Consider the following 26,602-nt stretch of genomic DNA (forward strand, 5'->3'; position numbering starts at 1 on the left):
AATAAGGAGGCTCATATTATGAGAAAAATAAATAAATTGCTTACTGTAGCAACTACTACAGCACTTATTTTAACAGGATGTGTGGGTGGCAAAAAAGAAGAAAAACAAGCTGATCCTAACAAGAAAGTAGAAATTACTTATTGGGATTTCCCACAATTTACAAAAGATAAAGAATTCAAAAAAACTGAGGATTTCGATGCAGCGTTAATCAAAGCTTTCGAAGCGAAAAATCCAAACATTAAAGTAAATTATCAAAAAATTGAATTCACTGATGGACCAGCAAAAGTTGAAACAGCTATTCAATCTAAAACTGCTCCAGACGTAATCTACGATGCTCCAGGACGTGTAATTGCTTGGGCTGCTAAAGATTTATTAGTACCATTAGATGATGTAGATAAATCAAAATTAAATGATGCAGCAGTTAAAGCATCTAGTTACAAAGATAAATTATACCTATATCCACAAGGGGTAGCACCATTCTTAATGGGTGTTAACAAAGATTTAACTGATAAACTAGGTGTATCTGATCTTCTACCTTTAAACAAAGCAGATAGAAGTTGGAATGTTGAAGAATATGAAAAATTCTTAAAAGCAGTTAAACAAAAAGATTCAAGTATAACTCCAGCTTTATTCTACACTAAATCACAAGCAGGAGACCAAGGACCAAGAGCATTTGTTTCAAACTTATACAACTCTTGGATCACAGACGATGCAAACAGTAAATATACAATCAACGACGCTAATGGTGTTAAAGGATTAGAGTGGGTTAAAAAAGCTTACGATGAAGGTTTATTAGGACAAGGGGTTGCTTTAGAAGCTAAAGACGCTCTTGAAGCATTCAAATCAGGACGTGCAGCAACTACAATCTTATTCTCTCCAGGTACAGCAGCATCACATGCTAGTGGATTTAACTACAAATTCTTACCATTCCCTAACAATGGTGGAAAAGCTAAATATGAATATTTAGTAGCAGGACCAGCTATCTTCGATAACGGAGATGCAAATAAAGCGGCAGCAGCTAAAAAATTCGTTGACTTCATGGTTAATGACAAAGATTGGGGTAAACGTACTCTATTAGCATCTGGTAACTTCTCAGCTAAAAAAGGTGAAAAAGGATTATATGAATCAGAAGAGCTTAAATTTGCAGAAGGTCTAACAGATCAATTCGGACCATACTACAACACAATCCCAGGATTCGCTAAAATGAGACCACTATGGTTCAACATGGTTCAAGGTGTGTTAAACGGAAAAACTTCACCTAAAGAAGGATTAGATAAATTTGTTGAAGATGCAAATAAAACAATAAAAGAAGCATTGTAATTTGACGTATGAAGGGGATAGAGTTGCTTCTATCCCTTTTTAAGATAAAATATAAACTTTTTAGGAGGAGTTATGAAAACTACTAAGAAAAGAAAAAAAATAGACTTTAGTGCATATTTGTTTATTCTGCCAGTAAGTATATTTTTTATAACATTCGTTTTGGTCCCAATGTTACGTGGACTTCAGTTATCATTATATAGTTTTGCTAAGAAAAATCCAGTATTTGTTGGATTAAAACACTATTCTGATTTAATGTTCAGTGGAAATGGAGCAACAATCCACGAACCATTTATGAAATCTCTTGTTAATACAGTTATTGTAACTGTTGTTGCAGTACCTATAGTTGTATTAGTATCAATATTCGTTGCAGTAACAATCTATAATAAGAGTGCGGTTGTAAGATCATTCTTCCGTGGAGTATTCTACATTCCAGCAATTTCTTCTGTAGTATCTGTTACAGTAGTTTGGGCGTGGATCTACCACCCAGAATACGGAATTTTAAACTATGTATTTAAGTCAATGCACTTAATTAGTGAAAATGTTGACTGGTTAGGTAATCCGAAAACGGCATTGTATGCAATTATTACGATTCTGATTACTACTTCATTAGGTCAACCGATAATTCTTTATGTTGCTGCTTTAGGTAACGTTCCAAAAGAATTATTAGAAGCTTCAGAAATTGATGGAGCAACAAAATGGCAAGTATTTACTAAAATTACTTGGCCGCTGATTAAACCAACAACATTATATATCGTTGTTGTAACAACAATTAACTCGTTCCAAATTTTCGCTCTAATCCAGTTATTAACTGCTGGGGGACCAAACTATGGAACAAGTACAATTATGTATCTAGTTTATGAAGCAGCAATTAAAAACGGAAATCATGGTGTAGCTAGTGCGATGGGTATTATCCTTGCTGTAATTATTGGAATAATTTCAATCTTACAATTCAAGTTCCTATCTAGCGATAATGATTAGGAGGATTTAGAATGAAAAATATAAGTATTTTTAAAATAGTATCAATGATAATATTACTTGGGTTAACTATATTCTTTATTTTCCCATTTTATTGGATTGCATCAGGATCATTTAAACTACAAGATGTAGCAATAACAATACCGCCAGAATGGTGGCCATCAACTCCAACTTTGGAAAACTATGAGAAGTTATTCACATCTAACACTTTAAGATGGTTCTTTAACTCAGTATTTATCTCAGTAATGACAACATTCTTAGTTTGTGCAACATCAGCATTAGCAGGATATGCATTAGCTAAGAAAAACTTCCCAGGTGTTAAAGTAATTTTCATGGTGTTTGTTGCAGCGATGGCATTACCAAAACAAGTAATTTTAATACCATTATTAAACTTAATAACTGAATTTAACTTAATGAATACATACTATGCGTTAATTCTACCTGCTGTAGGTTGGCCATTTGGGGTATTCTTAATGAGACAATTCTCTCAAGCAATTCCAGGTGAATTACTTGAGTCAGCAAGAATTGATGGTTGTGGTGAAATTAGAACATTCATGAATATCGCGTTACCAATCATTAAACCTGGTATCGGGGCTTTAGCGATCTTTACATTCATCGCTAGCTGGAACGACTACTTCTCACAATTAATCTTCTCTAACACACCAGATATGTCTACATTACCTTTAGGATTAGCTGCATTAGCACAAGGACAAGAGTTCTCTAATGACTATGGACTACTGATGGCAGGGGCATCATTAGCGTCACTACCAATGATTATCGTGTTCATTTGTTTCCAAAATTACTTTACTCAAGGTGTTACTTTAGGAGCCGTGAAAGGATAAGCTTATGGACAAACAACAATTATTAGAGTATCTAAAAGGAGAAATGATAGTTTCTTGTCAAGCATTACCAGGAGAAGCCTTATATAAAGAAGAAGGTGGAGTAATGTGCTTAATGGCACAAGCTGTTAAAAATGCAGGTGTAAAAGCTATTAGAGCTCAAGGTGTTTTAGATATTAAACAAATTAAAGAGCAAACTGATTTGCCTGTGATTGGTATAATAAAAAAATCATATGATGGGTATGCTTCATACATAACAGCTACAATGGATGAAGTAGATAAATTAGTTGAAGTTAATTCTGATATAATCGCTTTGGATTGTACGAATAGAGAACGTGGAGATGGTAAAACTCCTAGCGAATTCGTAAAAGAAATTAAAGAGAAATATCCGAATATCTTACTTATGGCAGATATTTCTACTCTAGAAGAAGCGATAGAAGCAGAAAAAGCAGGAGTTGATTTTGTTGGAACAACAATGAATGGATATACTCCATACACTGAAGATTCAAAAGAATTTAATCCTGGACTAGTTAAAGAAATCGTAGAAAATGTAAAGATTCCGGTTATCGCAGAAGGTAAAATACATACACCGCAACAAGCTAAACAAGCTTTTGAAGCAGGAGCACATTGTATAGTTGTCGGTGGAGCGATAACTAGACCGCAAGAAATTGCAACAAGATTTTTAAGTGAGTTGAGATAATGAGTATAATAGTTTTATTGGCATATTGGTATACCTATAGTAAATGGTATATATTAGGATCGTGGTTTATTACGCATATTTTGAATATAGCATTTAAAAAATTATGGCTTTCACCATTATTAATAAATGCACTTGCATTAATAGTATTGTTCATAGGGATATACTATAAATTAATAGAAGGTCAAGAAGTGGGAGCATCAGTGCTAAATGTATATATGCCGATAGTCTTTTCAAGCATTATCATGAATCTACTGATTTTTACGATTAGAAAAATTAAATTGAAATTAAAAAATTAAAATAAAGCTATTAATTAGTTTAAAGTTGTAAAATATTCTCACAACTAGGAGCTAGTTAATAGCTTTATTAATTATGTGTAATGAGACAGAAAATTAAGGTTACAAATCTAAATAAAAATGAAAATCAATGAAAATGTAAAAATTTTTAATCATGATGTAATTATTTATAAATTTATATTTGTATTTTTATATATTTACGATATTAGTACTTTAATATATTGTATAAAATTATACAGTTTTACAAATCTTATTAAATAAGGATTCTATGGATGATTTTTTTAAAAATAGTGTTTATAACTGTAAATATTCTATACATGTAAATAAATAATGAGTTAATTTTTATTGTGTTTTTTAATGAAAATAAGTATTAAATCAATATTTACTACTAAAATATTTTGTTGATTTGAAGCTATTTCTGTTATATAATGTAATTAAAGTATTAATTATCTATTATTACTTTGTCTTTTAATAACAGGTTTCTTGTAGATGTATACAACATATTTAGTTATCTTAAGCAAATAAATTTTTTATTGTAAGGTGTAAAAAAATGGAATTAAGAAGAAAGACCTTAAAATTAATGGGTTCTCATATAGATATTCTTATTTTCGATAGCATTGATGCTGAAAGTATCCTCGATGATGCTGTAGAAATGTTAAAGATGTATGAGCATAGATTTAGCGCGAACGATGACAGTTCTGAACTTATGGAAGTTAACCATAACGCTGGGATTAAAGCTGTAGAAGTTCATCCAGATTTATTTGATTTGATAAAGATAGGAAAGTTTCATAGTTGTGCACCAAATAGTTTTTTAAATATAGCTATTGGACCAATTGTACAAACGTGGAGAATAGGCTTTAATGATGTTAAAGTTCCAACAAAACAAGAGATTGATGACTTATTAGAAATAACTGATCCGAATCAAATACTATTAGATGAAGAAAAGCAATCTGTCTTTCTTGCGAAAAAAGGTATGGCTATTAATTTAGGTGCCCTAGCAAAAGGATACATTGCTGATCTTATGATTGAGTATATGAAAAAAAGAGGGATTGATTCAGGGCTTATTAACCTAGGTGGCAATGTATTAACTTTCGGTGATGCAAAACATAACCTAGATTTAATGTGGCGTATAGGTATACAAAATCCTGTAGAATCTCGAGGAAATCATTTATTCACTATAGGTATAAAAAATCAATCTGTAGTTACTTCTGGTATATATGAAAGAAAACATACAGAAAATGGAAAAACATATCATCATATATTAAATCCGGAAACTGGTTATCCTGTCGAAACCAATGTAGCGGGGTTATCCATTATTTCAACGGCCTCAGTGGATGGAGAAATTTGGACAACAAGGCTATTTGGTAAGAGAGTTGAAGATATTTTGGAAGAAGTAAATAGCTTACCAGATATAGAAGCTGTCGTAGTAACAACCGAAGGTAAAGTTTATTATACAAGCGGAGTGCTAGATAGAATAATATGTTAGATAAAACTATCTTGAAGAATACTGAAAATACTTTTAATTTAAGGAGGCTATATTAAAGTGGCTGAAGCAAAAAACAAAAAAAATGTTAAAAAAACAAGACAAGAAAATCTAAATACAAATAAAGTAGATAGTACAAAAAAAGAGAGAGGAAACAAAAACATGGTAAAATTAATTGGTCTAGTTGGTACAAACTCTAAAAAATCTACAAACCGCCAACTTTTACAATATATTCAAAAACATTTTGCAGGTAAAGCTGACATCGAACTAGTTGAAATTAAAGATCTTCCTTTATTCAACAAACCAGCTAATAAAGAATTACCTGAAGGAGTTAAAGAAATTGCAGCTAAAATTGAAGCAGCTGACGGAGTTATCATCAGTTCACCTGAGTATGACCACGCAGTACCTGCATCATTAATGAGTGCAATCGCTTGGTTATCTTATGGAATTCACCCATTACTTGATAAACCAGTAATGTTAACAGGAGCTTCATACGGAACTCTTGGATCATCTCGTGCACAAGCTCACCTTCGTCAAATTATGGATTCACCAGAAGTAAAAGCTCGTGTAATGCCAAGTTCTGAGTTCTTATTAGGACATTCATTACAAGCTTTTGACGAAGCTGGAGATATTTCTAACCCAGAAACAATTGCTAAATTAGATAGTTTATTTGCTGATTTCTTATTATTCATCAAAATTACTGAGAAATTAATTAATGCTCATAAATTAGCTGAAAAAGAAATAGAAAACTTCTCTTGGGAAGATTTAAAATAGGATAGGAGTGTAGACACATGAAATTAGTAGGAATCGTAGGTTCAAACGCGGAAATTTCTTATAACCGCAAATTAATGGAATTTATAGCAAAAGAATATAAAGACTTATTCACTTTAGAATTATTAGACATTACTAACTTACCAATGTTTAACCAAGATGAAGATCATTCAAGAGAAAACAAAGATTTATTAGTAATGAACCGTAAAATTTTACAAGCTGATGGTGTTATTATCGCTACACCTGAGCACAACCACACAATTACAGCATCTCTTAAGAGTGCATTAGAGTGGTTATCATTCGAATTACACCCACTTGAAAACAAACCAGTAATGGTTCTTGGTGCTTCATACTATGATCAAGGATCATCACGTGCACAATTACACTTACGTCAAATCTTAGACGCACCAGGTGTAAATGCGATTGTATTCCCAGGTCACGAGTTCCTTTTAGGAAAAGCTAAAGAAGCTTTCGATGCTGAAGGTAATTTAGTAGATGATCGTACAGTTGGATACTTACGTATGTGCTTAACTAAATTCGTTAAATTTGCTAATGTAGCTCAATCATTAGCAGAAAGAAAACCAACACCACCAGAAGATCTAACAGCTAGTGGTGTAATCGATACAACAATCCAAGGTGTTGATGGAAATGCTGACGATTGGTATGAAAAAGCAGCTGAGAAAGTTAATGCTGTATCTGGAGATACATATGTTAAACTTGAGCGTGGTATCTTAACAGTAGATCAACTTAACTATTTCTTAAATTCTATGCCGATGGAATTAACTTATGCTGATAGCAACAACCAATTCTTATACTACAACTACCACAAAGAAGATTACGAAATGCTTGCAAAACGTCGTCCAGTACAAGTTGGATGTTCACTATCTGCAGTTCACCCAGAAAGAGTTCATAAGAGTGTTAACTGGTTAGTAGGTTTACTACGTTCAGGACAAATCGATGTATTCCGTACACACGTACCAACTCATGGACCAGACAAATACGTAGTACACAACTACCAAGCAATGTACGATAAAAATGGTAAATATGCTGGTATCAACGAGTATATCTTAGACTTTAAACCAATCGTTGACTGGTACCTAAAACAAACTGGTCAATCATTAGTTAAAAATGGAGTTCCAGTAGGTCACGGATATGCAGCAGCACCTGCACCAGCAGCAGCTGACGCAACAAGTGGAGCTTCAGATGCTGGACACGGAGCAGCACCTGCACCAGCAGCAGCGGCACCAGCAGCTGATGCAACAAGCGGAGCAACTGCTTAATAGAATATTAAATAAAAAAGTAGATTTCATGTGAAATCTACTTTTTTTCTACTTTTATAATAATTCTAGGATGAAAATGGCATTGGAAACAAAAAAAGAAAGCCCTGTTACTGATGTAATAGGGCTTTTAAGCTTCTTCTTATTAACGTACTTCTTTAATACGAGCAGCTTTACCACGTAGGTTACGTAGGTAGTATAATTTAGCACGTCTAACTTTACCTTTACGTACAACTTCAATTTTTTCAACTTTTGGAGTGTGAACAGGGAATGTTCTTTCAACACCAACACCGTTTGAAATTTTACGTACAGTATAAGTAGCAGAGATTCCTCCACCACGACGTTTAATAACTACTCCTTCGAATTGTTGGATACGCTCACGTCCACCTTCAACGATACGAACGTGTACTCTTACTGTATCCCCAGCTTTAAATTCAGGAATGTCTGATCTTAATTGCGATTTAGTGATTGCTTCAATGATTTTGCTCATTATTCTTTCTCCTTTTTTTACAAAATGTTCATTATTAATGCTTGATTAACAGAGGAACATCGTAATTTAATGTTTTCACATCTTTTTGATTATAACATTATTTTTAATAAATATCAATAGATTTCTTAATAATTTTTGTTAGAAAAGAGCTTTTTCCCAAACTTCTTCTTTGAAACCTATTAAAAGAATATCATTTTTAAAATCAAATGCTAGTGGACGTTTAATCAACATTCCATTTTCGTGAAGAAGTTTTAATGCTTCTTCCAACGTTAGTGTAGCAAGTTTATCTTTTAAACCAAGTTCTTTATATACTAGACCACTTGTGTTGAATAATTTTTTTAAAGGCAACTCGAACTTTTCAATAATATGTTGTAATTCTTCGATTGAGGGTGTTTTTTCTTTAACATTGAAGTATGTAGCTTCTATTTTATTTTCAGTTAGTAGCTTTTTTGCTTTTCTGCATGTTGAACATGTCGGGTATTCGTATATTGTTAACATAGAATTTCCTCTCTAATATGTATTAAAATTTTAGTTGAATTTACTAATCTACGATATTATAATATTAATTATTTCTACTGTAAAGTGATTTGTTTTGGTTTTTTATTATTTAAGAAATCGTTTATATTAAATGATAAACTAATATATGCTATAATTAAAGAAGAGGATAAAGGAGAAATATTATGCAGAGAATAATTGTTAAAAATGTTTCTAAAGTATATGGTGAAAATAGTAGTAAAGTTATAGCAAATGATAATATTAATTTTGAAATTAGTGAGGGTGAATTTGTTGTAATCTTAGGACCAAGTGGCGCTGGTAAAAGTACACTGCTTAATATAATAGGTGGAATGGATAATGCTAGTGAGGGTTCTATTAATGTCTTTGGAAAAGAAATTGTAGGTTTAAATGAAGACCAACTTACTAAATATAGAAGAGAAGATATAGGATTTGTATTTCAATTCTATAATTTGATTCCAAATTTAACAGTTTTAGAGAATGTTGAATTAGCGGGACAAATTGTTAGACAACCAAAAAAAGCATCTGAGATTTTAAAGTTGGTTGGATTGGAAAATAGGATGAATAATTTCCCCTCACAAATATCAGGGGGAGAACAACAACGTGTTGCTATAGCAAGGGCAATTGCTAAAAATCCTAAACTATTACTTTGTGATGAACCAACTGGTGCTTTAGATTATAGGACAGGTAAAAATATATTAAATACGTTGAAGAGATATAGTGTTGATGAAAAGAAAACTGTAATTATTATTACTCATAATAGTTCAATAGCCGAAGCTGCTGATAAGGTAATTGAAATTTATGATGCTAAGGTGAAAAAAGTAATACAAAATTCTAATCCAAAAAGTATTGATGAGATAGAGTGGTAGAATTTATGAATGCAATTAATAAAGATATACTAAGGGAAATTTTAAAAACAAAATCAAAATTTATATCAATACTAATAATAATGTTTCTAGGAGTTTTTATTTTTGTGGGGTTAAAAGAGACATCTCCTGCTATGGTAAATACTTATAATAATCATTTGGAACGGCATAAGATGTATGATCTAAGGATAAGTCATAATTTAGGTGTTAATCAAGATGATATGAAGATTATTAATAGTCTAGATAATATAGATATCAGTGAAAGTTATTTTACAAAAAAACTACAAATAGCTAATAGCAATGAATTTGTGAATGTTGAATCTTTACCTGAAAAATTAGCTATACCTAAAGTTATTGAGGGTACTTTACCTAAAAGTGAGGAAGAAGTAGCTTTAGTAGAGTCGCTTAAAGACAGATATAAAATAGGAGATGAAATCACCTTTGTCTTAGATAAAAATGATAGTAATACTTTAAAATACACTAAATTTAAAATAGTTGGTTATGTTCAAGGGGCAGATCATATAGAAGTATCTAACAATAATCCTGCGAATAAAGATTATTTCGGTTATGTGAATAGAGAAGTTTTTAAATTTGATAATGTCAGCGGTGTAAATATAAAATTAAAAAATATTAACTATAAGTATAGTGATAAAGAATATATAACGGAAATCAATAAAACAAGGGATGCTCTAATTGATAAATTAAAAATTCAGCGAGAAGTTGACGCCAAAAAATATTTAGAAAGAAATTATAGTAAACTGAATGAAAATGAGAAGATTATTAATGATGCACAATCTAAGTTAAATGATGTTAAATCGCAAATTGAGTTATTAAAAAATGTAGATATTAGAAGTTATAATGAGCAAATAGAGAAACTAAATAAAGCGCAAAAAGAGATTGATGATAATAAAAAACAATTGAATGTTGGTAAAGCGAGTCTAAATGAAGAAAGTTATCCAAGATTTTCTGTGGAAAATATTAGAGGTCTAAAAAATTATGCTCAATTCATAGATTCAGCTGGTAGTTTAACTTTTGTAGCAAATGTTTTTTCAATATTTTTATTTGTTGTTTCAATTTTAGTTTCGTTGACAACTTTGACTAGAATGATTGACGAAAATAGAATAAATATAGGAACACTTAAATCACTAGGTTATAGTAATTATCAAATTTCAAAAAAATACTATGTCTATGGTATATTTTCAACTTTAATAGGTACAATATTAGGGGTAATTGGAGCGTATTTAGTTATTGTGCCTATAGTATATAATTCTTATGCAAGATTTTTTACATTTAATTTACCAGAGATTGTGTATACACCGGGTATAATTGTTGCGGCATTTATTATTTCATTAGGATGTATTAGTCTAGCAATCTATATACCGTTAAGAAAAAACTTAAAAGAAAAAAGTGCGTACTTATTGAGACCTAAAGCACCTAAGAGTGGTAGTAGAATTTTTTTAGAAAGGATACCATTCATTTGGTCGCGTCTTAGTTTTTTAAGAAAAGTAACGTTTAGAAATATCTTCCGATATAAAATTAGAATGTTAATGACAATCTTTGGAGTTGTGGGATGTTTAGCTCTTATGTTTATAGGATTTGGTATTCGTTATGGGGTTATAGATATTTCTAATGAGCAATTCAAGGTGATTAATAAAGTTGATATAGCAGCTACTTATAATCCTTATATTGATGACGAGAGTATAGAAAAGTTGCAAAATGAGTTGAAAAATAATAATAGTGTTAATAATAGTACTAAGGTTAATATGCAACTTGCAACTTTTGAGAGTAATAATGAAATTTTAGACTCTGCACAATTGATAACAGTGGATAAAGAGGATTATAAAAACTATATTAAGCTAAAAGATAGCAATGCAGAAGATATTAATATCGCTTCGAATTCTGCTGTAGTTAGTGAGAAACTTGCCTATCTTCATAAGTTAAAAATAGGGGATAATTTTAATGTAATTGTAAACAATAAAGAATACACACTTATCGTCGGTGAAATTAATAAAAATTACTTTGGGCATACTATATATATTAATAAAGAGTATTATGAATTAGTATTTAAAAAGAAATATAAGGATAATACATTCTTAATCCAAACTACAGGTGGTAAGAAAACTGTAGAAAGTGTAGTAAGTAACTTAAATGATAATAGTGATATAGTGAACATAAGTGATAATTCAAAAATACAAGAAATCCTTGATAATTTTATTAAAGGAATAGATATAATAGTGGCAGTTATGGTGATTTGTTCAGTTACATTAGCACTCGTAGTATTGTATAATTTAATAAATGTTAATGTATCTGAGCGTATTAGAGAATTATCAACGATAAAAGTACTCGGATTTTATCCAAGTGAAGTAACTATTTATGTGTTTAGAGAGATTTTTTATTTGACTGGAGTAGGTATTGTTATAGGTAGTTACTTAGGTTATAAAATGTATTTAAAAATAATATTAGAACTTGCAGGAAGAGATATGATGTTTAGTAGTAGTGTCCCATTAGTGGTATATTTATTGGCATCTGGAATAACAGTTTTGATTACTATAGTTGTAATGATAGTAATGCATAAAAAATTAAAAAAAGTAAACATGGTAGAAGCTCTTAAAGCGATAGAGTAGAACAGGAGAAAAAAATGACAATTATAATAAATGAAAAAGCAAAAAAATTATTAAAAGACAAAAATAAGAATCATGTATTGATATCTTTATTTCAACAGTTTTGTTGAGGGGGTAGAGTAGATAGAGCTGTCGTGGTTTCGATGGCTGATAAATTTGATGAAAAATTATTTTCAAAATATGTAGTGGATGGAATAGATGTCTATATTGATTATAGATTGAATATAAATGAAGATGTAGAAATTGGTGTAGAGAAATTTTTCTTTATGAACCGATTGGATCAAAAAGGAATAACAGTTTAGAATATAGAAAGACAACTAGAGAAGGAATGTAGCGTCTCTAGTTGTCTTTATTTAATGATTAGAAGAAGCAGTAAGTTCTTCTTCTTTTTTGTGTTTATCATTATAGATTTTTTTCATAATACCGATGACAATAGAAAGTGCGAATAGACACATTAACCCGATGAACATATTTCTAACTCCACCTGACAGTGTACCACCTACGTATGAGTAGACGATAGTTGCGGGTAATTGCCCAACTCCAGTAGCTATGAAAAATCTCCAGAAATTCATATTTGTTAAACCGGCAGCATAACTAACGAAATCAAATGATACGAATGGTAATAATCTACAGATAAGAATAGCTTTGTCTCCATATCTTTCGAAGAATACATCGATACTAGCCATAGCTCCCTTACTTGTAAGTTTTTCTACTACATCACGTCCTAAGCCACGTGCGATATAAAAACATACTGCAGCTCCAATCATTGCTGTAGACCAAGAAAGAACAGCTCCAATTACCCAACCAAAAATTGCAGCATTAGATAATGTAATTAAAAATGCAGGAATAGGTGCAGCGATTGATTGAAGAACCATTAAAACTCCAGAAACAACAGCAGCCCATGCTCCCCATCCACGTAAATATTCGATGACTGCATTTGTATCGAATTGAGACAGAGTGGCAAATGCTGTGTTAATACCAGTTTTAAAACTTGGTACTGTGAAATAAACTGCAAAGAAGATTGCGAAGCAAGCAATAGTAATGTATCTAACTTTTTTACGTTGTTCTTTTAATTTTTTCTCTTCTTCTGGATCTACTTCTCTTAAGTCACTAAGTTTTACTTCTGTTTGTTTTAGCGCTTTAAGTTCATCTTTAGTATAAACTTTTTGGTATTTAGATAGTGTTAGAATAATATAAAGGTTTATTAAGTTAACAATAATAACACCAATGATGAACGGAGTTTTAATTTGGTTAAGTGATCCTGCATGTAGTACTTCACGAGCTATATATAATAGAGTTTTAGTTTTACCCGAGAAAACAGCCATTAGAAGTATTATTCCTTCAATTATAAAGAATGTATATTTACGATTGATACGTTTAAAATATAATCCTGTCATTATACCGTAAACAGTCCAAACAAAAATTACAAGACTTTGATCGGCTAACATTTCGAATTGTGTAAAGAAGAACAGAAGAAATGCAAAGAAATATCCAACAGCAATTCCAACACTTGTGAAGTAAAATAAAAGTCTTAAACGTTTCATTAAATCTCTCCTTAATTAGTAACTACTACTTTTTAATGCTGTAAATCACTGCTGCATATGTTCCGTCTTCAGGTAGAACACTTTCGTTACCAGTGAATTTAACTTCTTTACGAGTTTCAACAGCCCCATAAGTATAAGTAGTATTAGAGATGATTCCTACTGGGCAACTATCTAAACAAGATAAACATCCTGTGTTTTTGTCGATAGCACGTTCTAAGTTACCTCCAAAGCGGAAATCTATTTGCTTACCGTTACTATCTTTTACTACTTCATTAATATCATACTTTTTATTTGCACCATTCCAAGTAATTTCTGCTTTGATTGGAGTTCCTTCTACGTGAGTAGTAGTTGCATTATTTGGATTCATATTGTTTCCAGGTTTTGCGCCAATTTCAATTAAAGCATTGTAGAATTCTTCTGGTTTAGCATAAGCGGTGAAAATTGATTTAGCTCCATTTGTACCACTTTGTTCAACAGAGTTATGTCTTGTAGCTTCATCGAAGTATTTACCGTTAATTTTTGTAAGAACAGTAACAGTACCTGCTTCTTTATCTACTTTTATTGGTTTATCTAATGATACTCCAGCTACATAGTCAGCTGGTTGATTAGAATTTTGTGAAGATGAATTAGATGAACTACTGCATCCAACAGCAGTAAATGCTAATCCTGCAGCCATAAGAACTGATAATAATTTTTTTGGTTTCATGAACGAATCCCCCTTATTCTATAATTTTTTTATACATTCGTATTATAACATTTATATAAAAAGGTAACAATATTCTATATTTAATATCATGAAAATTAAATTTTTAAAGAGATATTTTAATATTATATTGAGAAAAAACATTCTTTTATTTTAAATAGTAATTTCACTAAAAAATAATAAATTTGAACATATATTAAATAAATAAATTATTATAAATTCTATAGTCTAAATTATAATATTAATCATTTTTAAGTAAAGTTATAATTGAGAATAATTATCAATTTTGTGACGGTTAAAATTATAAGTTGTAGAGACTTTAATTATTAGCGAAAAAGCTCTAAATGTGATATAATATTTCAGTTATATATGAAATAAGTAGCGTTTTTTAAGGATTAGGTAAAATATTATTGAGAAAGGAGAAGAAATGTTAATTCAATTAAACAATGTAACAAAAAATTTTGTGGTTAATGAAATATTTTCGAATGTTAAATTAGAAATTAATGATAGAGATCGTGTTGCTATAGTAGGAAGAAATGGAGCAGGTAAGAGTACTCTTTTAAAAATTATTTCTGGTGATATAAGTTTTGATAGCGGAGAGAGAACTGTTTCAAAAAATACAACTGTTGGATATCTTTCACAAGAGTTCATTGTAAGAGAAGATTTATCGATTTATGAAGAGATGATTACTTGCTTTGATGAGATAATTACTTTGGAAGCTGAATTAGAAAAATTATCGTTTGAGCTGACACCAGAAAATATTGAGAATGACTCAACATTGCTTAATAAGTTTGATAGATTGCAAAATGAAGTTTTAACGCATAAAGATTATCATTACAAGAGTAAGATAGAGAGTGTGTTATACGGATTAGATTTTACAAAAGAAGTTTTTGATAAGAAGATAAGCACGTTTTCAGGTGGAGAGAAAACTAGATTATCTATGGCAAAACTATTACTAAGTGAGCCGGATTTGTTAGTTTTGGATGAACCAACTAACCATCTTGATATGGAAAATGTAGCGTGGTTGGAAAATTATTTATCATCATATAATGGTGCGATAGTAATAGTAAGTCACGATAGATACTTTTTGGATAAGGTAGTAAATGTTGTCTACAATTTAGAATTTGGAAAACTTAAAAAGTATATAGGTAATTATTCAAAATTCTTAGTACAATATGAAGAAGATTATGAAAAACAACTAAAAGAATATACGAGTCAACAAAAAGATATAAAGAAATTAGAGGAATTTGTTCAGAAGAACATAGCTAGAGCTTCGACAAGTAAGATGGCTAAAAGTCGTCAGAAGGTATTAGATAAGATGGAGCTTATTGATAATCCAAAAAAAGATGATAAGGCGGCTGGTATAGAGTTTTTAATTAAAGAGCAAAGTGGACGTGATGTTCTAACTATCAGTGATTTACAAGTAGGTTATAATGGAACTAAGGTAGGTCAAAATTATAATCTTGCGGTTTATAAAGGAGATAGAATAGCTATTGTTGGAAGAAACGGTATAGGAAAATCTACTTTAATAAAAACTATAGCGAAGAGACATAAGGAAATTTCTGGTTCTGTTCAATATGGAAGTAAAGTGTCATTAGGATATTATGATCAAAAACAAGCAGAGTTTGAATCTTCGAAAACAATATTAAATGAATTGTGGGATGAATATCCTTTAATGAAGGAAGCGGAAGTAAGAACGGTGCTGGGTAGATTTTTATTTAGAGGCGATGATGTTCTTAAGATAGTAAGAGATCTTTCTGGTGGAGAAAAAGCGAGACTGCAACTTGCTAAATTAATGCTAGAGAAAAATAATCTTCTTATATTAGATGAGCCGACTAACCACCTTGACATTACTAGTAAGCAAGTATTAGAAGAAGCATTAAAAAATTACGAAGGGACTATTCTTTTTGTCAGTCACGATAGGTATTTCATTAATAAGATAGCTAATAAAGTACTAGATATTACTGATAATGGTCATAATATGTACTTAGGAAATTATGATTACTATTTAGAAAAAAGAGAGCAAGAGAGAATAGCTCAACAATTAACTAAACAAAATGAAGAGGTGGTTGTTGAAAAAGAAGCAAATAACTATATACTAGATAAAGAAGCAAAAAGACGTGTTAGAAAATTAGAGAGAACTCGTGATGAGCTGATGAATAAAATTGAAACTTTAGAAGAAGAAATACAAGCTGTAAATAATGAACTTGCTAAAGAGGAAGTATATACTGATATGATAAAAACTCAAGAATTTAATGAGCAGTTAAAACAACTATCTTCTGAATTAGAAGAGTTAAATGATTCTTGGTTAGAAATTGAAGAGGAATTAGAGAGTATTAATGGATAGTAAAATAAAAATAACTACTTATGTTGACTCTGAAAAAATACATGAAGAATCTTATCTAGGATGCTTTTTAGAGCAAACAAGTAGTGAAAAAATAAGCTATAGTGATAAAAATAACAAAAAAATAGAAATTTTTATTGACAAAATAAAAGAAAGTGTTAGTATAGAAAAAGACGATTCAAAAATGTACTTAGCATATACGAAAACAAGTAATGACTACAGTACGCAATATGGTCAGATGAAATTAGAAACACAGCTTGTAAATATAAGTAAAAAAACAAAAAATAACCTTACTTTATACGAAATAGTTTACAATATACATTTCGGAAGTAATGATAAACAGCAAAATAAATTGAAAATATTAGTGAAAAATATATAGTACGTAATTAGGAGGAATTTTTGGTGAAAAATAAAATAGTAGAATTAATACAAAATTCTTTAGCCAAATTAGAAATTGATGGAGTAGATATTCATGTGGAAACTCCGAAAAACACAGATAATGGAGATTTTTCTTCAAATGTGGCGATGCAATTAACAAGAGTTTTACGTAAAAATCCTAGAGTTATTGCCGAGGAAATAATCAGTAATATAGATGAAGATGAAGCGGTAGAAAAAATTGAAATAGCTGGACCAGGATTTATTAACTTTTTTGTTAAGAAATCAAGTCTTGGAAGTGTTGTTGGAAAAATCTTAGAAGATGATTTTAAATACGGTGAAAACAACATTGGACAAGGTAAAAAGGTTCTTTTAGAGTATGTATCAGCTAACCCAACTGGAACATTACACGTAGGGCATGCTAGAAATGCTGCATATTCTGATTCATTAGCAAGAATAATGAAAAAATCAGGATATGATTTATCTCGTGAATACTATATCAATGATGCTGGTAATCAAATTAATAATCTAGTAATTTCTGCGATCGTTCGTTATAAACAAGCACTAGGTATGGATGTTGAAATGCCGGATGATGCATACCACGGTGAAGATATTAAAGTTCTAGGTCAAAAACTAAAGGATGAATTTGGTGAATCATTATTAGAAAGAGAAGACTTAAATGAGTTTATTCGTGAGTATGCAGTAGCGTATGAAATGGAAAATATTAAAAAAGACTTAGGAGATTTTGGACTAGAGTACGATGTGTTCTTTAGTGAAAAATCTTTATATGAAAATGGTCTTGTAGATAAAGCTTTAGAATCTTTAAGAGAACAAGGGTTTGTTTATGAAAAAGATGGAGCTTTATGGTTAGAAACAACAGCTTTAGGGACTGGTGATGATAAAGACCGTGTATTAATTAAGGCAGATGGTTCACTAACATACTTAACTAGTGATATAGCTTACCACAAAAATAAATTGGATCGTGGATTTGATTTATTACTAGATGTTCTTGGTGCAGATCACCACGGATATGTTGCAAGATTAAAAGCAAGTGTTGTTGCGATGGGATACAAGGCGGAGCAATTAGAAGCTTTAATTATGCAAATGGTACAACTTCTAAATAATGGAGAAGTTGTAAAAATGAGTAAGAGAACAGGTAAAGCAATTACACTTCGTGATTTAATAGATGAAGTAGGAGCTGATGCTGCTCGTTACTTCCTAGTAATGAGAAGTGCAGATAGCCATTTAGACTTTGATTTTGCTGTAGCAAAAGAACAGTCAAGTGACAATCCATTATACTATGTTCAATACGCACACGCTAGAATTTGTTCAATCTTACGTCAAGCTGCAGAACAATCTGAATATGATATAAATAACTGTGATTATGAGCTGTTAACAGATGAGCACTCAGTAGATTTACTGAAAAACTTAGCTTATTATCCAGAAATTGTAGCTCAGGCTGCTAAAAATTATGAACCACATAGAATTTGTAATTATTTACAAAGTCTTGCAAGTTCATTCCACAAATTTTATAATAATAATAAAGTAATAACTGAAAATAAAGAACAAACTCAAAGTTACTTAGCATTAATTACAGCTGTTAAAATAACTTTAAGAAATGCTCTAGACTTAATCGGGGTATCAGCTCCTGAAAAAATGTAATAAATAAAAAAAGAAGGGAATCTAATATAAATGGTAAAATTAAAGGAATTAAGCGCAGAAAAAATTAAGGAAATGTCACTAATAGATTTATGTTATGCATATATGGTAGAAGAAGGAATTGAGAAATTAAATATTTATGATTTTCTGGACTACATTAAACCGTTAAGAAATGTTGATGAAGAAGAGTTTACAGCACAAGCTGCATACTTTTATACTGATTTAAACTTAGATGGGCGCTTTGTTTGTGTTGAAGACGGAAGTTGGAAGTTGAGAGATAGCTTATTTGTTGAAGATATTAAGAACTTCGTTGAACCTAGTGTTCAAAAATTTGAAATTGACGAAGAAGATATGGATGAGCTTGGAGATGAAGATCAAGATGATATTCATGATGCAGTTGATGCTCTTATCGAAGACGAAGACATGGAAGAAAGTGAAGATGTTTACGACTTCGATAATGATGGTATTGTTTCTAAATTCAATATTTCAGCTGAAGAAGAAGAGTTTTAATAAAAAGGCCGAGAGGCTTTTTTATTTTTAAGAGTCGTATTGTTTGCATATTGTTGAAATATGAAGTATACTATAAAAAGTCAATAAAACATATAGTAAAAATTGTAATACAGGTTCTAAGTTTTTTAAGTGAATAACACAATATCACATTTATTTTATTTATTATCTTTAACAGCAAAAATACGATTGATTATTGATAATATAAAATAAAAGGAGATTGTAACTTATGAAACAAGGTACAGTAAAATGGTTTAACGAGGAAAAAGGATTCGGATTTATCGAAGTTGCAGGAGAGAAAGATATCTTTGTACACTTTTCAAGTATTAAAAAAGATGGTTTTAAAACTTTAAAAGAAGGCGATAAAGTTGAATTCTCAGTTGAAGATGGCGCTCGTGGACCTCAAGCTGCTAACGTAGTTGTTCTTTAGTATTGAAGGATAAGAAAGCTATAATTAGATATTTATCTAGTTATAGCTTTTTTGTGTTATTTTTTGTTAGTGAGTATGTTTTATGTAGCTAAGTTAAAGTTTTGAAAACGAATACGATTTATATTGAAATAATTTTCATTATAAATTATAATAAAATTGAAAGTTAGAAAAAAATATAAAAAAGGAGGAGAACTTTAATGAAGGGAATAAATACTAATCTACTACATGGTTATCCTGTAATTGATGGTTATACGGGTGCTGCCTCAATTCCAAAATACCAAGTTACAACATTTGACCAAAAAGAAGGTTATAAAGACTGTGGAAAGTATTCATATAGTCGTTTTGGAAATCCTACGATATTAGCATTAGAAGCAGCTGTGGCTAATTTACATAAAGCAAAATTCGGATTTGCATTTGCATCGGGGATGTCTGCTATTACTACAGTTTTAATGGTTTTAAATAGTGGGGAGCATATCATTTTGCCTAAAGATGTTTATGGGGGAACGTTCCAGTTTAGTTCTAAAATTTTGAAAAAATATGGAATAGATGTTAGTTTTGTAAATTATCAGAATCTAGAAGAGTTAGAAGATTCTATAAAAGAAAATACAACTATGATTTATATAGAAACGCCATCTAATCCTTTATTAAAAGTTTCTGATATTAAAGAAATTGTCAAATTAGCGAAAAAATATAAAATAAAAACTGTAGCTGATAATACTTTTATGACCGCATTATATCAAAAACCATTAGATTTGGGTTGTGACATAGTAGTAGAGAGTTTGACTAAGTTTGTAAATGGGCATAGTGATGTTACGGCGGGGTGTGCAGTTACGAATAATGAGGAAATTGCTTCTGAAATATGTTTATTACAGAAGAATTTTGGTGGTATTTTAGGGGTAGAAGATGCATGGCTAATTTTAAGGGGTATGAAAACTATGGGATTGCGTATGGAAAAATCTGTAGAGAATGCTATAGTTTTAACTAAATATTTAGAACAACATGTTAAAATTAAAAAAGTATATTATCCTAATTTAACAAGTTGCAAGTTTTATGACATTCATACACAGCAAGCTAGTTCGGGAGGAGCGGTTTTTTCATTTGAATTTTTTGAGCAAGCGGATTTGAAAGAGTTCTTAAAAAAAATAAAGATTCCTATTTATGCAATCAGTTTAGGGGGAGTAGAATCTATTATTTCTCATCCAGCAACTATGTCTCATGCTTGTATGAGTGAAGAGGAAAGATTAGCTCAAGGAGTTACGCAAACATTACTAAGATTTTCTTGTGGTGTTGAGGATACCGAAGATTTGATTGAGGATTTAGAGCAGGCATTAGCTAATTAATTATATATAAAAATACATTTAAAGGAGATTTATCAAATGAAAATTATAGAAGTAACTACATCGAAAGCGCCAAAAGCAGTTGGACCATATGTTCAAGCTAATAAAGTAGGAAATTTAATTTTTTGTTCTGGACAATTAGGTATTAATCCAGAAACAGGGAAAATTGTTGAAGGTGGAGTTATTGAAGAAGCAAAACAAGTCTTTAAAAATATCGCAGCAGTTTTAGAAGAGGCTGGCAGTTCGATGAATCATGTAGTTAAATCATTAGTGTTACTTAAGGATATTAATGATTTTGCTGAGGTTAATAAAGTTTATGCAGAGCAATTTAACGATGTTCTTCCAGCGAGATCTGCTTTCCAAGTTGCAGCATTGCCATTAGGTGGAAATATAGAAATTGAAGTTATTGCTGTTGAAAAATAAAAAAATCAAGGATAGTTTTGTCTATCCTTGATTTTTTGCGTTATAACTTTCGATTGCAGCGTTAATTTCTTCATTTGTGAAGTTTGAAATATCACCTTTTAATTCATTTTCTATTATGCTTCTACTAGTGCTTCCTTCTTGCGTATAACGAATTGTGTTATATGTTTCAGGTACTTGTTGTCCAACTATTTGAGGATGATTTTGTGTATTAGGTATAGTAGATGCCTTTTTATTATCTGTTGAATTGTGTTTAGCTGCAGTATTAGATTTATTTTCTGAAGATTTTTCTTTTTTATCTTCCTTACTAGCTAATTCTTTTTTAGCTTCTTCTTTTTTAGTAATATTAGTTTTGTGGTCTTGTTCTAATTCTGAAACTTCAGAGTTTAGAAGTTTTTCTTTTAAAGCTGTATATTTAAAATGATATCTTGATAGTATAGTTTTCACTTTATCAGTGTAATTTGGTAAAGTTATATCTAATTCTAAGATTTCAGTAAGAGCATTGTCATAATCTTCTAATTGCTCATCTAAATAAGATGTTGCTTTTGAAAAAGTACGATTAGTATCAAGTTTTTTAGCTTTCTTTAAAGAATCATGTGCACTTTCGACATCGGCTTTGTTAAGTGCGTTATGTGTCTTAACTAATTCGCTAGCGATAGATACTTCAGTATCTATATTTCTTAATGTTTCTTTTGCTTTTTCTGTAGTTAATGTTTCAAGACCTTTTAATCCAGAATTGAAATCATGAGAGTCGTTTATTAATGATATATATTTTGAATGTTCTTCTTTAAAATTTTTATTTCCTGCATTTAGGTAGTAATATGTACCGCCCACTAAGAAAAAAATCGCTAATATAGGCATTAAAATAGAGATTATTTTTTTCATAAAGGTATATACTCCTTTCTTTAATGTCTTTATCTATAATTTATTGTATAATGTTAAGGAAAAAAAATCAAGTGAATTAAATGATAAGTAATTAAATAAAATACATAAATTATGAAGTTGTAAGCTGAAATTATATATATTATAGTGTAAAAAAATGTGACTATTAATGTTGAATTGTCTAGAAAAATAATCTTATATTATTATGTAAGGTTGAAATAATATAATGAAAATTAAATTTAAAAAATATAATAATTTCTTGACAATAAAAAGAGTTTGGTATAATATATTTAAAAGAAGCGTGACAAAATTAGTAAAAAGAATTTTACTTTATGTTTTAATAAAAGAGAGTTTAATCCTAAGGCTGAAAGATTAAATATTAATGATTAAGGTAAGGAACACTTTTTGTAAAATTCAATAATTTAGAAAATAAGGTATCGGAATTCCGATATGAATTAGGGTGGCACCACGAAATTTTGCAATCGTCCCATATAGTAAATCTATATGGGGCGTTTTTAATTTATATTGGAGTGTATAAAGTTAAGAATCGAAAGGAGAAAACTATGGTAATAACTATGCCGAGAGGGACACAGGATATACTACCTGAAGAGAGTAGAAAATGGCAGTATGTTGAAGAGAAACTAAGAAAAATTAGTAGAAATTTTTGTTATGAAGAAATAAGAACGCCAATGTTTGAATCAACAGAACTATTTAGCAGAGGTGTAGGAGATACTACAGATATAGTTCAAAAAGAGATGTATACATTTATGGATAAAGGAAATAGATCTCTAACGTTGCGACCAGAAGGAACAGCTGGGACAGTTCGTTCGTATATTGAAAACAAATTATTCGCAAACACTATACAACCTCAAAAACTTTATTATGTTGGTCCAATGTTTAGATATGAAAGAAAACAAAAAGGACGTTATCGTCAGTTTGTACAATATGGGGTTGAGGTAATTGGAGAAGAAAGTCCAAAAATCGATGCTGAGGTAATTAGCTTAGCCTATAATATTTATAAAATGTTTGGAATTGAAAACATTAAGGTGAGCATTAATTCGCTAGGAAATCCAGAAGAAAGACAAGCATATAATGAAGCGTTAGTTAAGCATTTTGAACCAAGAATTAATGAGTTTTGTGAAGATTGTAATAATCGTCTTTATAAAAATCCTATGAGAATTCTGGATTGTAAAGTAGATGCAGGGCACGAACTTATTAAATCTGCACCCAAGCTATTAGACTACTTAGGAGAAGAGTCTAAACAATATTTTTCAGAAGTTTTAGAACACTTGGATGCACTAGGTGTTAAATATGAGATAGATCATAATTTAGTTCGTGGTTTAGACTATTATACGCATACGGCATTTGAAATAATGATAGATAATCCAGAAGTGGAGTTAAAAACACTTTGTGGAGGAGGACGTTATAATGGTCTAATTAGACTGTTGGATGGTCCTGAAGATAAAAAAGGAATTGGTTTCGCATTAAGTATCGAAAGATTATTATTGGCATTAGAAAGTGAAAATATTGAATTGCCTATAGATGAAACAATAGATGTTTTTGTGGTTTCTATGGGAGAAGAGGCTTCTAATGCGGGAGTTAAACTTACTAATGATTTAAGACTAGCTGGTTATAGTGTTCAAAACGACTATTTTGATAAAAAAATGAAAGCCCAGATGAAAATAGCAGATAGATATAATGCTAAATATTCTATAATAATTGGACAAAGTGAGATTGAAAGTGAAACGCTTGTCGTAAAAGATATGAAATCATTTGAGCAAGAAACTATTAATTTAGACAGTATAGTTGATTATTTACAACAAAAATTGAGAGGAGAAAAATAATGAGTGCATACGGTAGAACAGAATACGCAGGACGTATAGATGAAAAATATGTAGGAAAGAGAGTTACATTAAAAGGTTGGGTTAGTAAACGTCGTGACCTTGGTAATTTAATCTTTATTGATGTAAGAGATAGAATGGGTGTGGTTCAATGTGTATTTTCTGGAGAGAAGAACGCAGAATTACATGAAGTTGCGGGAACTTTAAGAAATGAATTTGTTGTTTCTATAGAAGGTGAAGTAGTATTAAGAAATGAATCTACAGTGAATGAAAAAATTGCTTCAGGTAAGGTAGAAGTTATTGCTGATAAGTTAGAAATTTTATCTAAAGCAAAAACATTACCATTCGTTTTAGATGATGCAAGTTTATCAAGTGAAGAATTACGTTTAAAATATCGTTACTTAGATTTAAGAAGAACAGAACTTGCAGAGGTATTACACTTACGTTCGAAAATTACTAAAGCAACTAGAGATTATCTAGATAACAATATGTTCGTTGACGTTGAAACGCCAATTTTAACTAAGTCTACTCCGGAAGGAGCTCGTGATTACTTAGTGCCGAGTAGAGTACACCCAGGTGAATTCTATGCTTTACCACAATCACCACAATTGTTCAAACAATTATTAATGGTTGCAGGATTTGATAGATACTATCAAGTAGCTCGTTGTTTCCGTGATGAAGACTTACGTGCAGACAGACAACCAGACTTTACACAAATTGATATGGAAATGAGCTTTATGTCACAAGAAGAAATTCTTACTATGATAGAAGGTTTAATTGCACACGTAATGAAAGAAGTAAAAGGAATTGATGTAGTATTACCATTCCCAAGACTTGACTATGAAGAAGCGATGGAAAGATTCGGTAGTGATAAACCAGATACTCGATTTGGAATGGAATTAAAAGATGTTAGTGATCTTGTTAAGAATTTAGACTTCAAAGTGTTCTCTAATGCAGTAGAACAAGGTGGGGCAGTAAAATGTATCGTGGCTAAAGGATGTGCAGAGCAATATTCTCGAAAAGATATCGATGCTTTAGGTAAATATGTTGCCAACTATGGAGCTAAAGGATTAGCATGGGTTAAAGTAACAGAAGAAGGATTAAATGGAGCAATTGCTAAATTCTTTACTGATGAAGTAGCTCAAGAATTAGTAGCTCGTGTAGACGCAGAAGTCGGAGATATTATCTTATTTGCTGCAGATAGTAAGAAAGTATGTTATGCTTCATTAGGTGCATTACGTCAAAAATTAGCAGCAGATTTAGACTTAATTGATAAAGATAAATATAACTATCTATGGGTAGTAAACTGGCCATTATTGGAATATGATGAAGAAAAAGGTCGATATAGTGCAGCTCACCATCCATTCACTATGCCAAAAGTAGAAGATGTAGAATTATTAGAAACTGCACCAGAAAAAGCATATGCTCAAGCGTATGATATAGTACTTAATGGATATGAGTTAGGTGGAGGAAGTATCCGTATCTATGATAAAGAAGTACAATCATCTATGTTCAAAGCATTAGGGTTTACTCAAGAACAAGCTCAAGAACAATTTGGTTTCTTATTAGATGCATTTGAATATGGAGTACCACCACATGGAGGATGTGCATTAGGATTAGATAGATTTGTTATGCTATTAGCAGGTCGAGATAATTTACGTGATACAATAGCATTCCCTAAAACTGCAAATGCAGCTGATCCTATGACGCAAGCACCATCAGCGGTTGATTTAGAACAATTACTAGAACTTAATATTTCATTATTACGAAAATAATTTAATATAGTAGTAATAATTTAACAGAAGATGACCCGAAGGTCCTAAAATTTAACAGGGTTCATATGAAAACTCATAGACACAGTGGTTTATTGATATCTAAAATTGATTTATAAAAGCTTTTCAGATATCTAATAAACTGTGAGAGGGAGTGACTCGATAAAATGGATTTATACGAAATCACGATTTTTGAGTCACTCCTAGTTTTTTTAAAAAATGTATTGACATAAATTAAAACAGGTGATAGACTTAAAAAAGTCTTCATAAGGAGAAGACGAACAATTTAACATTTCAAAACATAAAATGTTAAGAAATTATAAAAAACATCTTGACAAAATATAAAAGGAATGATAAACTTATAAAAGTCTTCAAGAAAGACGATATCAATTATTTCAAAGAAGTAAACGCTTGAAGAGAATTTTAAAAATATAAAGAAACTTCTTGACAAGTGTTCGAGGAAATGATAGAATAATAAAAGTCTTCTGATGGAGATTTAAAAAACATTTTTCAAAAAAAGTTTTAAAAAATTCTTGACAAACTATTTTGGAAATGTTAAAATATAAAAGTTGCTAATCGCAACGGTTTGAACATTGAAAACTAAACGAATTAAGTCAACGTTAATTCCAAAAAAGGACAG

The 26,602-nt window shown here is 30.7% G+C and carries 25 protein-coding genes; 20 read left to right on the forward strand and 5 right to left on the reverse strand.

From position 1 onward, the window contains the following. The first annotated feature begins 18 nt into the window (after nt 1-18). The 8 genes from RWQ73_RS00275 (at nt 19) to RWQ73_RS00310 (ending at nt 7,661) form a co-directional block, all read left to right on the forward strand. The gene (locus RWQ73_RS00275) at nt 19-1,320 is read left to right on the forward strand and encodes an extracellular solute-binding protein (protein ID WP_314406109.1); all 1,302 of its coding nucleotides are present in this window, start codon (nt 19-21) and stop codon (nt 1,318-1,320) included. A gap of 72 nt (nt 1,321-1,392) precedes the next feature. Further along, nucleotides 1,393-2,298 (forward strand): sugar ABC transporter permease, encoded by a 906-nt coding sequence (locus tag RWQ73_RS00280; protein ID WP_314406110.1) that lies wholly within the window; start codon nt 1,393-1,395, stop codon nt 2,296-2,298. Nucleotides 2,299-2,309: 11 nt separating this feature from the next. Further along, nucleotides 2,310-3,137 carry a carbohydrate ABC transporter permease gene (locus RWQ73_RS00285; RefSeq protein WP_048803388.1) on the forward strand — a complete coding sequence of 276 codons (828 nt, stop codon included), beginning with the start codon at nt 2,310-2,312 and terminating at the stop codon, nt 3,135-3,137. 4 nt (nt 3,138-3,141) lie between these two features. Then, complete coding sequence (locus RWQ73_RS00290; RefSeq protein WP_314406111.1) at nt 3,142-3,834, forward strand: N-acetylmannosamine-6-phosphate 2-epimerase; 693 nt, start codon at nt 3,142-3,144, stop codon at nt 3,832-3,834. Continuing rightward, nucleotides 3,834-4,130, forward strand: coding sequence for a hypothetical protein (locus tag RWQ73_RS00295; protein WP_314085163.1), 297 nt, complete (start codon nt 3,834-3,836; stop codon nt 4,128-4,130). Before RWQ73_RS00290 ends, RWQ73_RS00295 begins: the two co-directional genes overlap by 1 nt. 577 nt (nt 4,131-4,707) lie before the next feature. Continuing rightward, entirely contained in the window at nt 4,708-5,613 is a 906-nt protein-coding gene (locus RWQ73_RS00300) for an FAD:protein FMN transferase (protein ID WP_314406113.1), read from the forward strand. Between the two features lie 57 nt (nt 5,614-5,670). After that, on the forward strand, nt 5,671-6,384 hold the full coding sequence (locus tag RWQ73_RS00305; protein ID WP_399540926.1) for an NADPH-dependent FMN reductase: 714 nt from the start codon (nt 5,671-5,673) through the stop codon (nt 6,382-6,384). Nucleotides 6,385-6,401: 17 nt separating this feature from the next. Further along, nucleotides 6,402-7,661, forward strand: coding sequence for an NAD(P)H-dependent oxidoreductase (locus tag RWQ73_RS00310; protein ID WP_314406115.1), 1,260 nt, complete (start codon nt 6,402-6,404; stop codon nt 7,659-7,661). Nucleotides 7,662-7,803: 142 nt separating this feature from the next. Here RWQ73_RS00310 and rplS read toward each other — a convergent pair whose 3' ends face one another. Together rplS and RWQ73_RS00320 are read right to left on the reverse strand one after the other, a co-directional pair. Continuing rightward, nucleotides 7,804-8,148: a 50S ribosomal protein L19 gene (gene rplS / locus RWQ73_RS00315; protein WP_004263065.1), complete on the reverse strand. Its 345-nt coding sequence runs from the start codon at nt 8,146-8,148 to the stop codon at nt 7,804-7,806. Nucleotides 8,149-8,286: 138 nt separating this feature from the next. Then, the gene (locus RWQ73_RS00320) at nt 8,287-8,646 is read right to left on the reverse strand and encodes an arsenate reductase family protein (RefSeq protein ID WP_314406116.1); all 360 of its coding nucleotides are present in this window, start codon (nt 8,644-8,646) and stop codon (nt 8,287-8,289) included. Between the two features lie 182 nt (nt 8,647-8,828). Here RWQ73_RS00320 and RWQ73_RS00325 point away from each other — a divergent pair, with 182 nt between their 5' ends. The 3 genes from RWQ73_RS00325 (at nt 8,829) to RWQ73_RS00335 (ending at nt 12,450) form a co-directional block, all read left to right on the forward strand. Beyond that, nucleotides 8,829-9,530 (forward strand): ABC transporter ATP-binding protein, encoded by a 702-nt coding sequence (locus RWQ73_RS00325; RefSeq protein WP_314406117.1) that lies wholly within the window; start codon nt 8,829-8,831, stop codon nt 9,528-9,530. 104 nt (nt 9,531-9,634) lie between these two features. Next, on the forward strand, nt 9,635-12,151 hold the full coding sequence (locus RWQ73_RS00330; RefSeq protein ID WP_314406118.1) for an FtsX-like permease family protein: 2,517 nt from the start codon (nt 9,635-9,637) through the stop codon (nt 12,149-12,151). A 140-nt stretch (nt 12,152-12,291) separates the two neighbouring features. Continuing rightward, on the forward strand, nt 12,292-12,450 hold the full coding sequence (locus tag RWQ73_RS00335) for a hypothetical protein (protein ID WP_314406119.1): 159 nt from the start codon (nt 12,292-12,294) through the stop codon (nt 12,448-12,450). A 51-nt stretch (nt 12,451-12,501) separates the two neighbouring features. Here the strand turns inward: RWQ73_RS00335 and RWQ73_RS00340 are convergent, their stop codons facing one another. Further along, nucleotides 12,502-13,692 (reverse strand): TVP38/TMEM64 family protein, encoded by a 1,191-nt coding sequence (locus tag RWQ73_RS00340; protein WP_314406120.1) that lies wholly within the window; start codon nt 13,690-13,692, stop codon nt 12,502-12,504. A gap of 25 nt (nt 13,693-13,717) precedes the next feature. Further along, a complete protein-coding gene (locus RWQ73_RS00345) occupies nt 13,718-14,398 on the reverse strand; it encodes a YdjY domain-containing protein (RefSeq protein ID WP_314406121.1) in 681 nt (226 codons plus the stop codon). 424 nt (nt 14,399-14,822) lie between these two features. Here RWQ73_RS00345 and RWQ73_RS00350 point away from each other — a divergent pair, with 424 nt between their 5' ends. From RWQ73_RS00350 to RWQ73_RS00380, 7 genes are all read left to right on the forward strand, one after another. Beyond that, nucleotides 14,823-16,742 carry an ABC-F family ATP-binding cassette domain-containing protein gene (locus tag RWQ73_RS00350; RefSeq protein WP_314406123.1) on the forward strand — a complete coding sequence of 640 codons (1,920 nt, stop codon included), beginning with the start codon at nt 14,823-14,825 and terminating at the stop codon, nt 16,740-16,742. Next, nucleotides 16,735-17,118 carry a hypothetical protein gene (locus RWQ73_RS00355; protein ID WP_314406124.1) on the forward strand — a complete coding sequence of 128 codons (384 nt, stop codon included), beginning with the start codon at nt 16,735-16,737 and terminating at the stop codon, nt 17,116-17,118. Before RWQ73_RS00350 ends, RWQ73_RS00355 begins: the two co-directional genes overlap by 8 nt. Before the next feature lie 23 nt (nt 17,119-17,141). After that, a complete protein-coding gene (argS, locus tag RWQ73_RS00360) occupies nt 17,142-18,776 on the forward strand; it encodes an arginine--tRNA ligase (protein ID WP_314406125.1) in 1,635 nt (544 codons plus the stop codon). Nucleotides 18,777-18,806: 30 nt separating this feature from the next. Beyond that, nucleotides 18,807-19,283 (forward strand): DNA-directed RNA polymerase subunit delta, encoded by a 477-nt coding sequence (gene rpoE, locus RWQ73_RS00365; RefSeq protein WP_314406126.1) that lies wholly within the window; start codon nt 18,807-18,809, stop codon nt 19,281-19,283. Nucleotides 19,284-19,509: 226 nt separating this feature from the next. After that, a complete protein-coding gene (locus RWQ73_RS00370) occupies nt 19,510-19,710 on the forward strand; it encodes a cold-shock protein (protein WP_314085135.1) in 201 nt (66 codons plus the stop codon). A 197-nt stretch (nt 19,711-19,907) separates the two neighbouring features. Beyond that, nucleotides 19,908-21,050, forward strand: a complete 1,143-nt coding sequence (locus tag RWQ73_RS00375) for a PLP-dependent aspartate aminotransferase family protein (protein ID WP_314406127.1) — start codon at nt 19,908-19,910, stop codon at nt 21,048-21,050. A 36-nt stretch (nt 21,051-21,086) separates the two neighbouring features. Continuing rightward, nucleotides 21,087-21,470, forward strand: coding sequence for a RidA family protein (locus RWQ73_RS00380; RefSeq protein WP_314406128.1), 384 nt, complete (start codon nt 21,087-21,089; stop codon nt 21,468-21,470). Between the two features lie 21 nt (nt 21,471-21,491). Here the strand turns inward: RWQ73_RS00380 and RWQ73_RS00385 are convergent, their stop codons facing one another. Further along, complete coding sequence (locus RWQ73_RS00385; protein ID WP_314406129.1) at nt 21,492-22,352, reverse strand: hypothetical protein; 861 nt, start codon at nt 22,350-22,352, stop codon at nt 21,492-21,494. Between the two features lie 560 nt (nt 22,353-22,912). Here RWQ73_RS00385 and hisS point away from each other — a divergent pair. Both hisS and aspS read left to right on the forward strand, forming a co-directional pair. Next, nucleotides 22,913-24,193 carry a histidine--tRNA ligase gene (gene hisS / locus RWQ73_RS00390; RefSeq protein ID WP_314406130.1) on the forward strand — a complete coding sequence of 427 codons (1,281 nt, stop codon included), beginning with the start codon at nt 22,913-22,915 and terminating at the stop codon, nt 24,191-24,193. Then, on the forward strand, nt 24,193-25,965 hold the full coding sequence (gene aspS / locus RWQ73_RS00395; protein ID WP_314406131.1) for an aspartate--tRNA ligase: 1,773 nt from the start codon (nt 24,193-24,195) through the stop codon (nt 25,963-25,965). The genes hisS and aspS overlap by 1 nt, the downstream gene beginning before the upstream one ends. The last annotated feature ends 637 nt before the right edge of the window (nt 25,966-26,602 follow it).

This window comes from uncultured Gemella sp., assembly GCF_963525875.1.
Classification (GTDB): Bacteria; Bacillota; Bacilli; order Staphylococcales; family Gemellaceae; genus Gemella.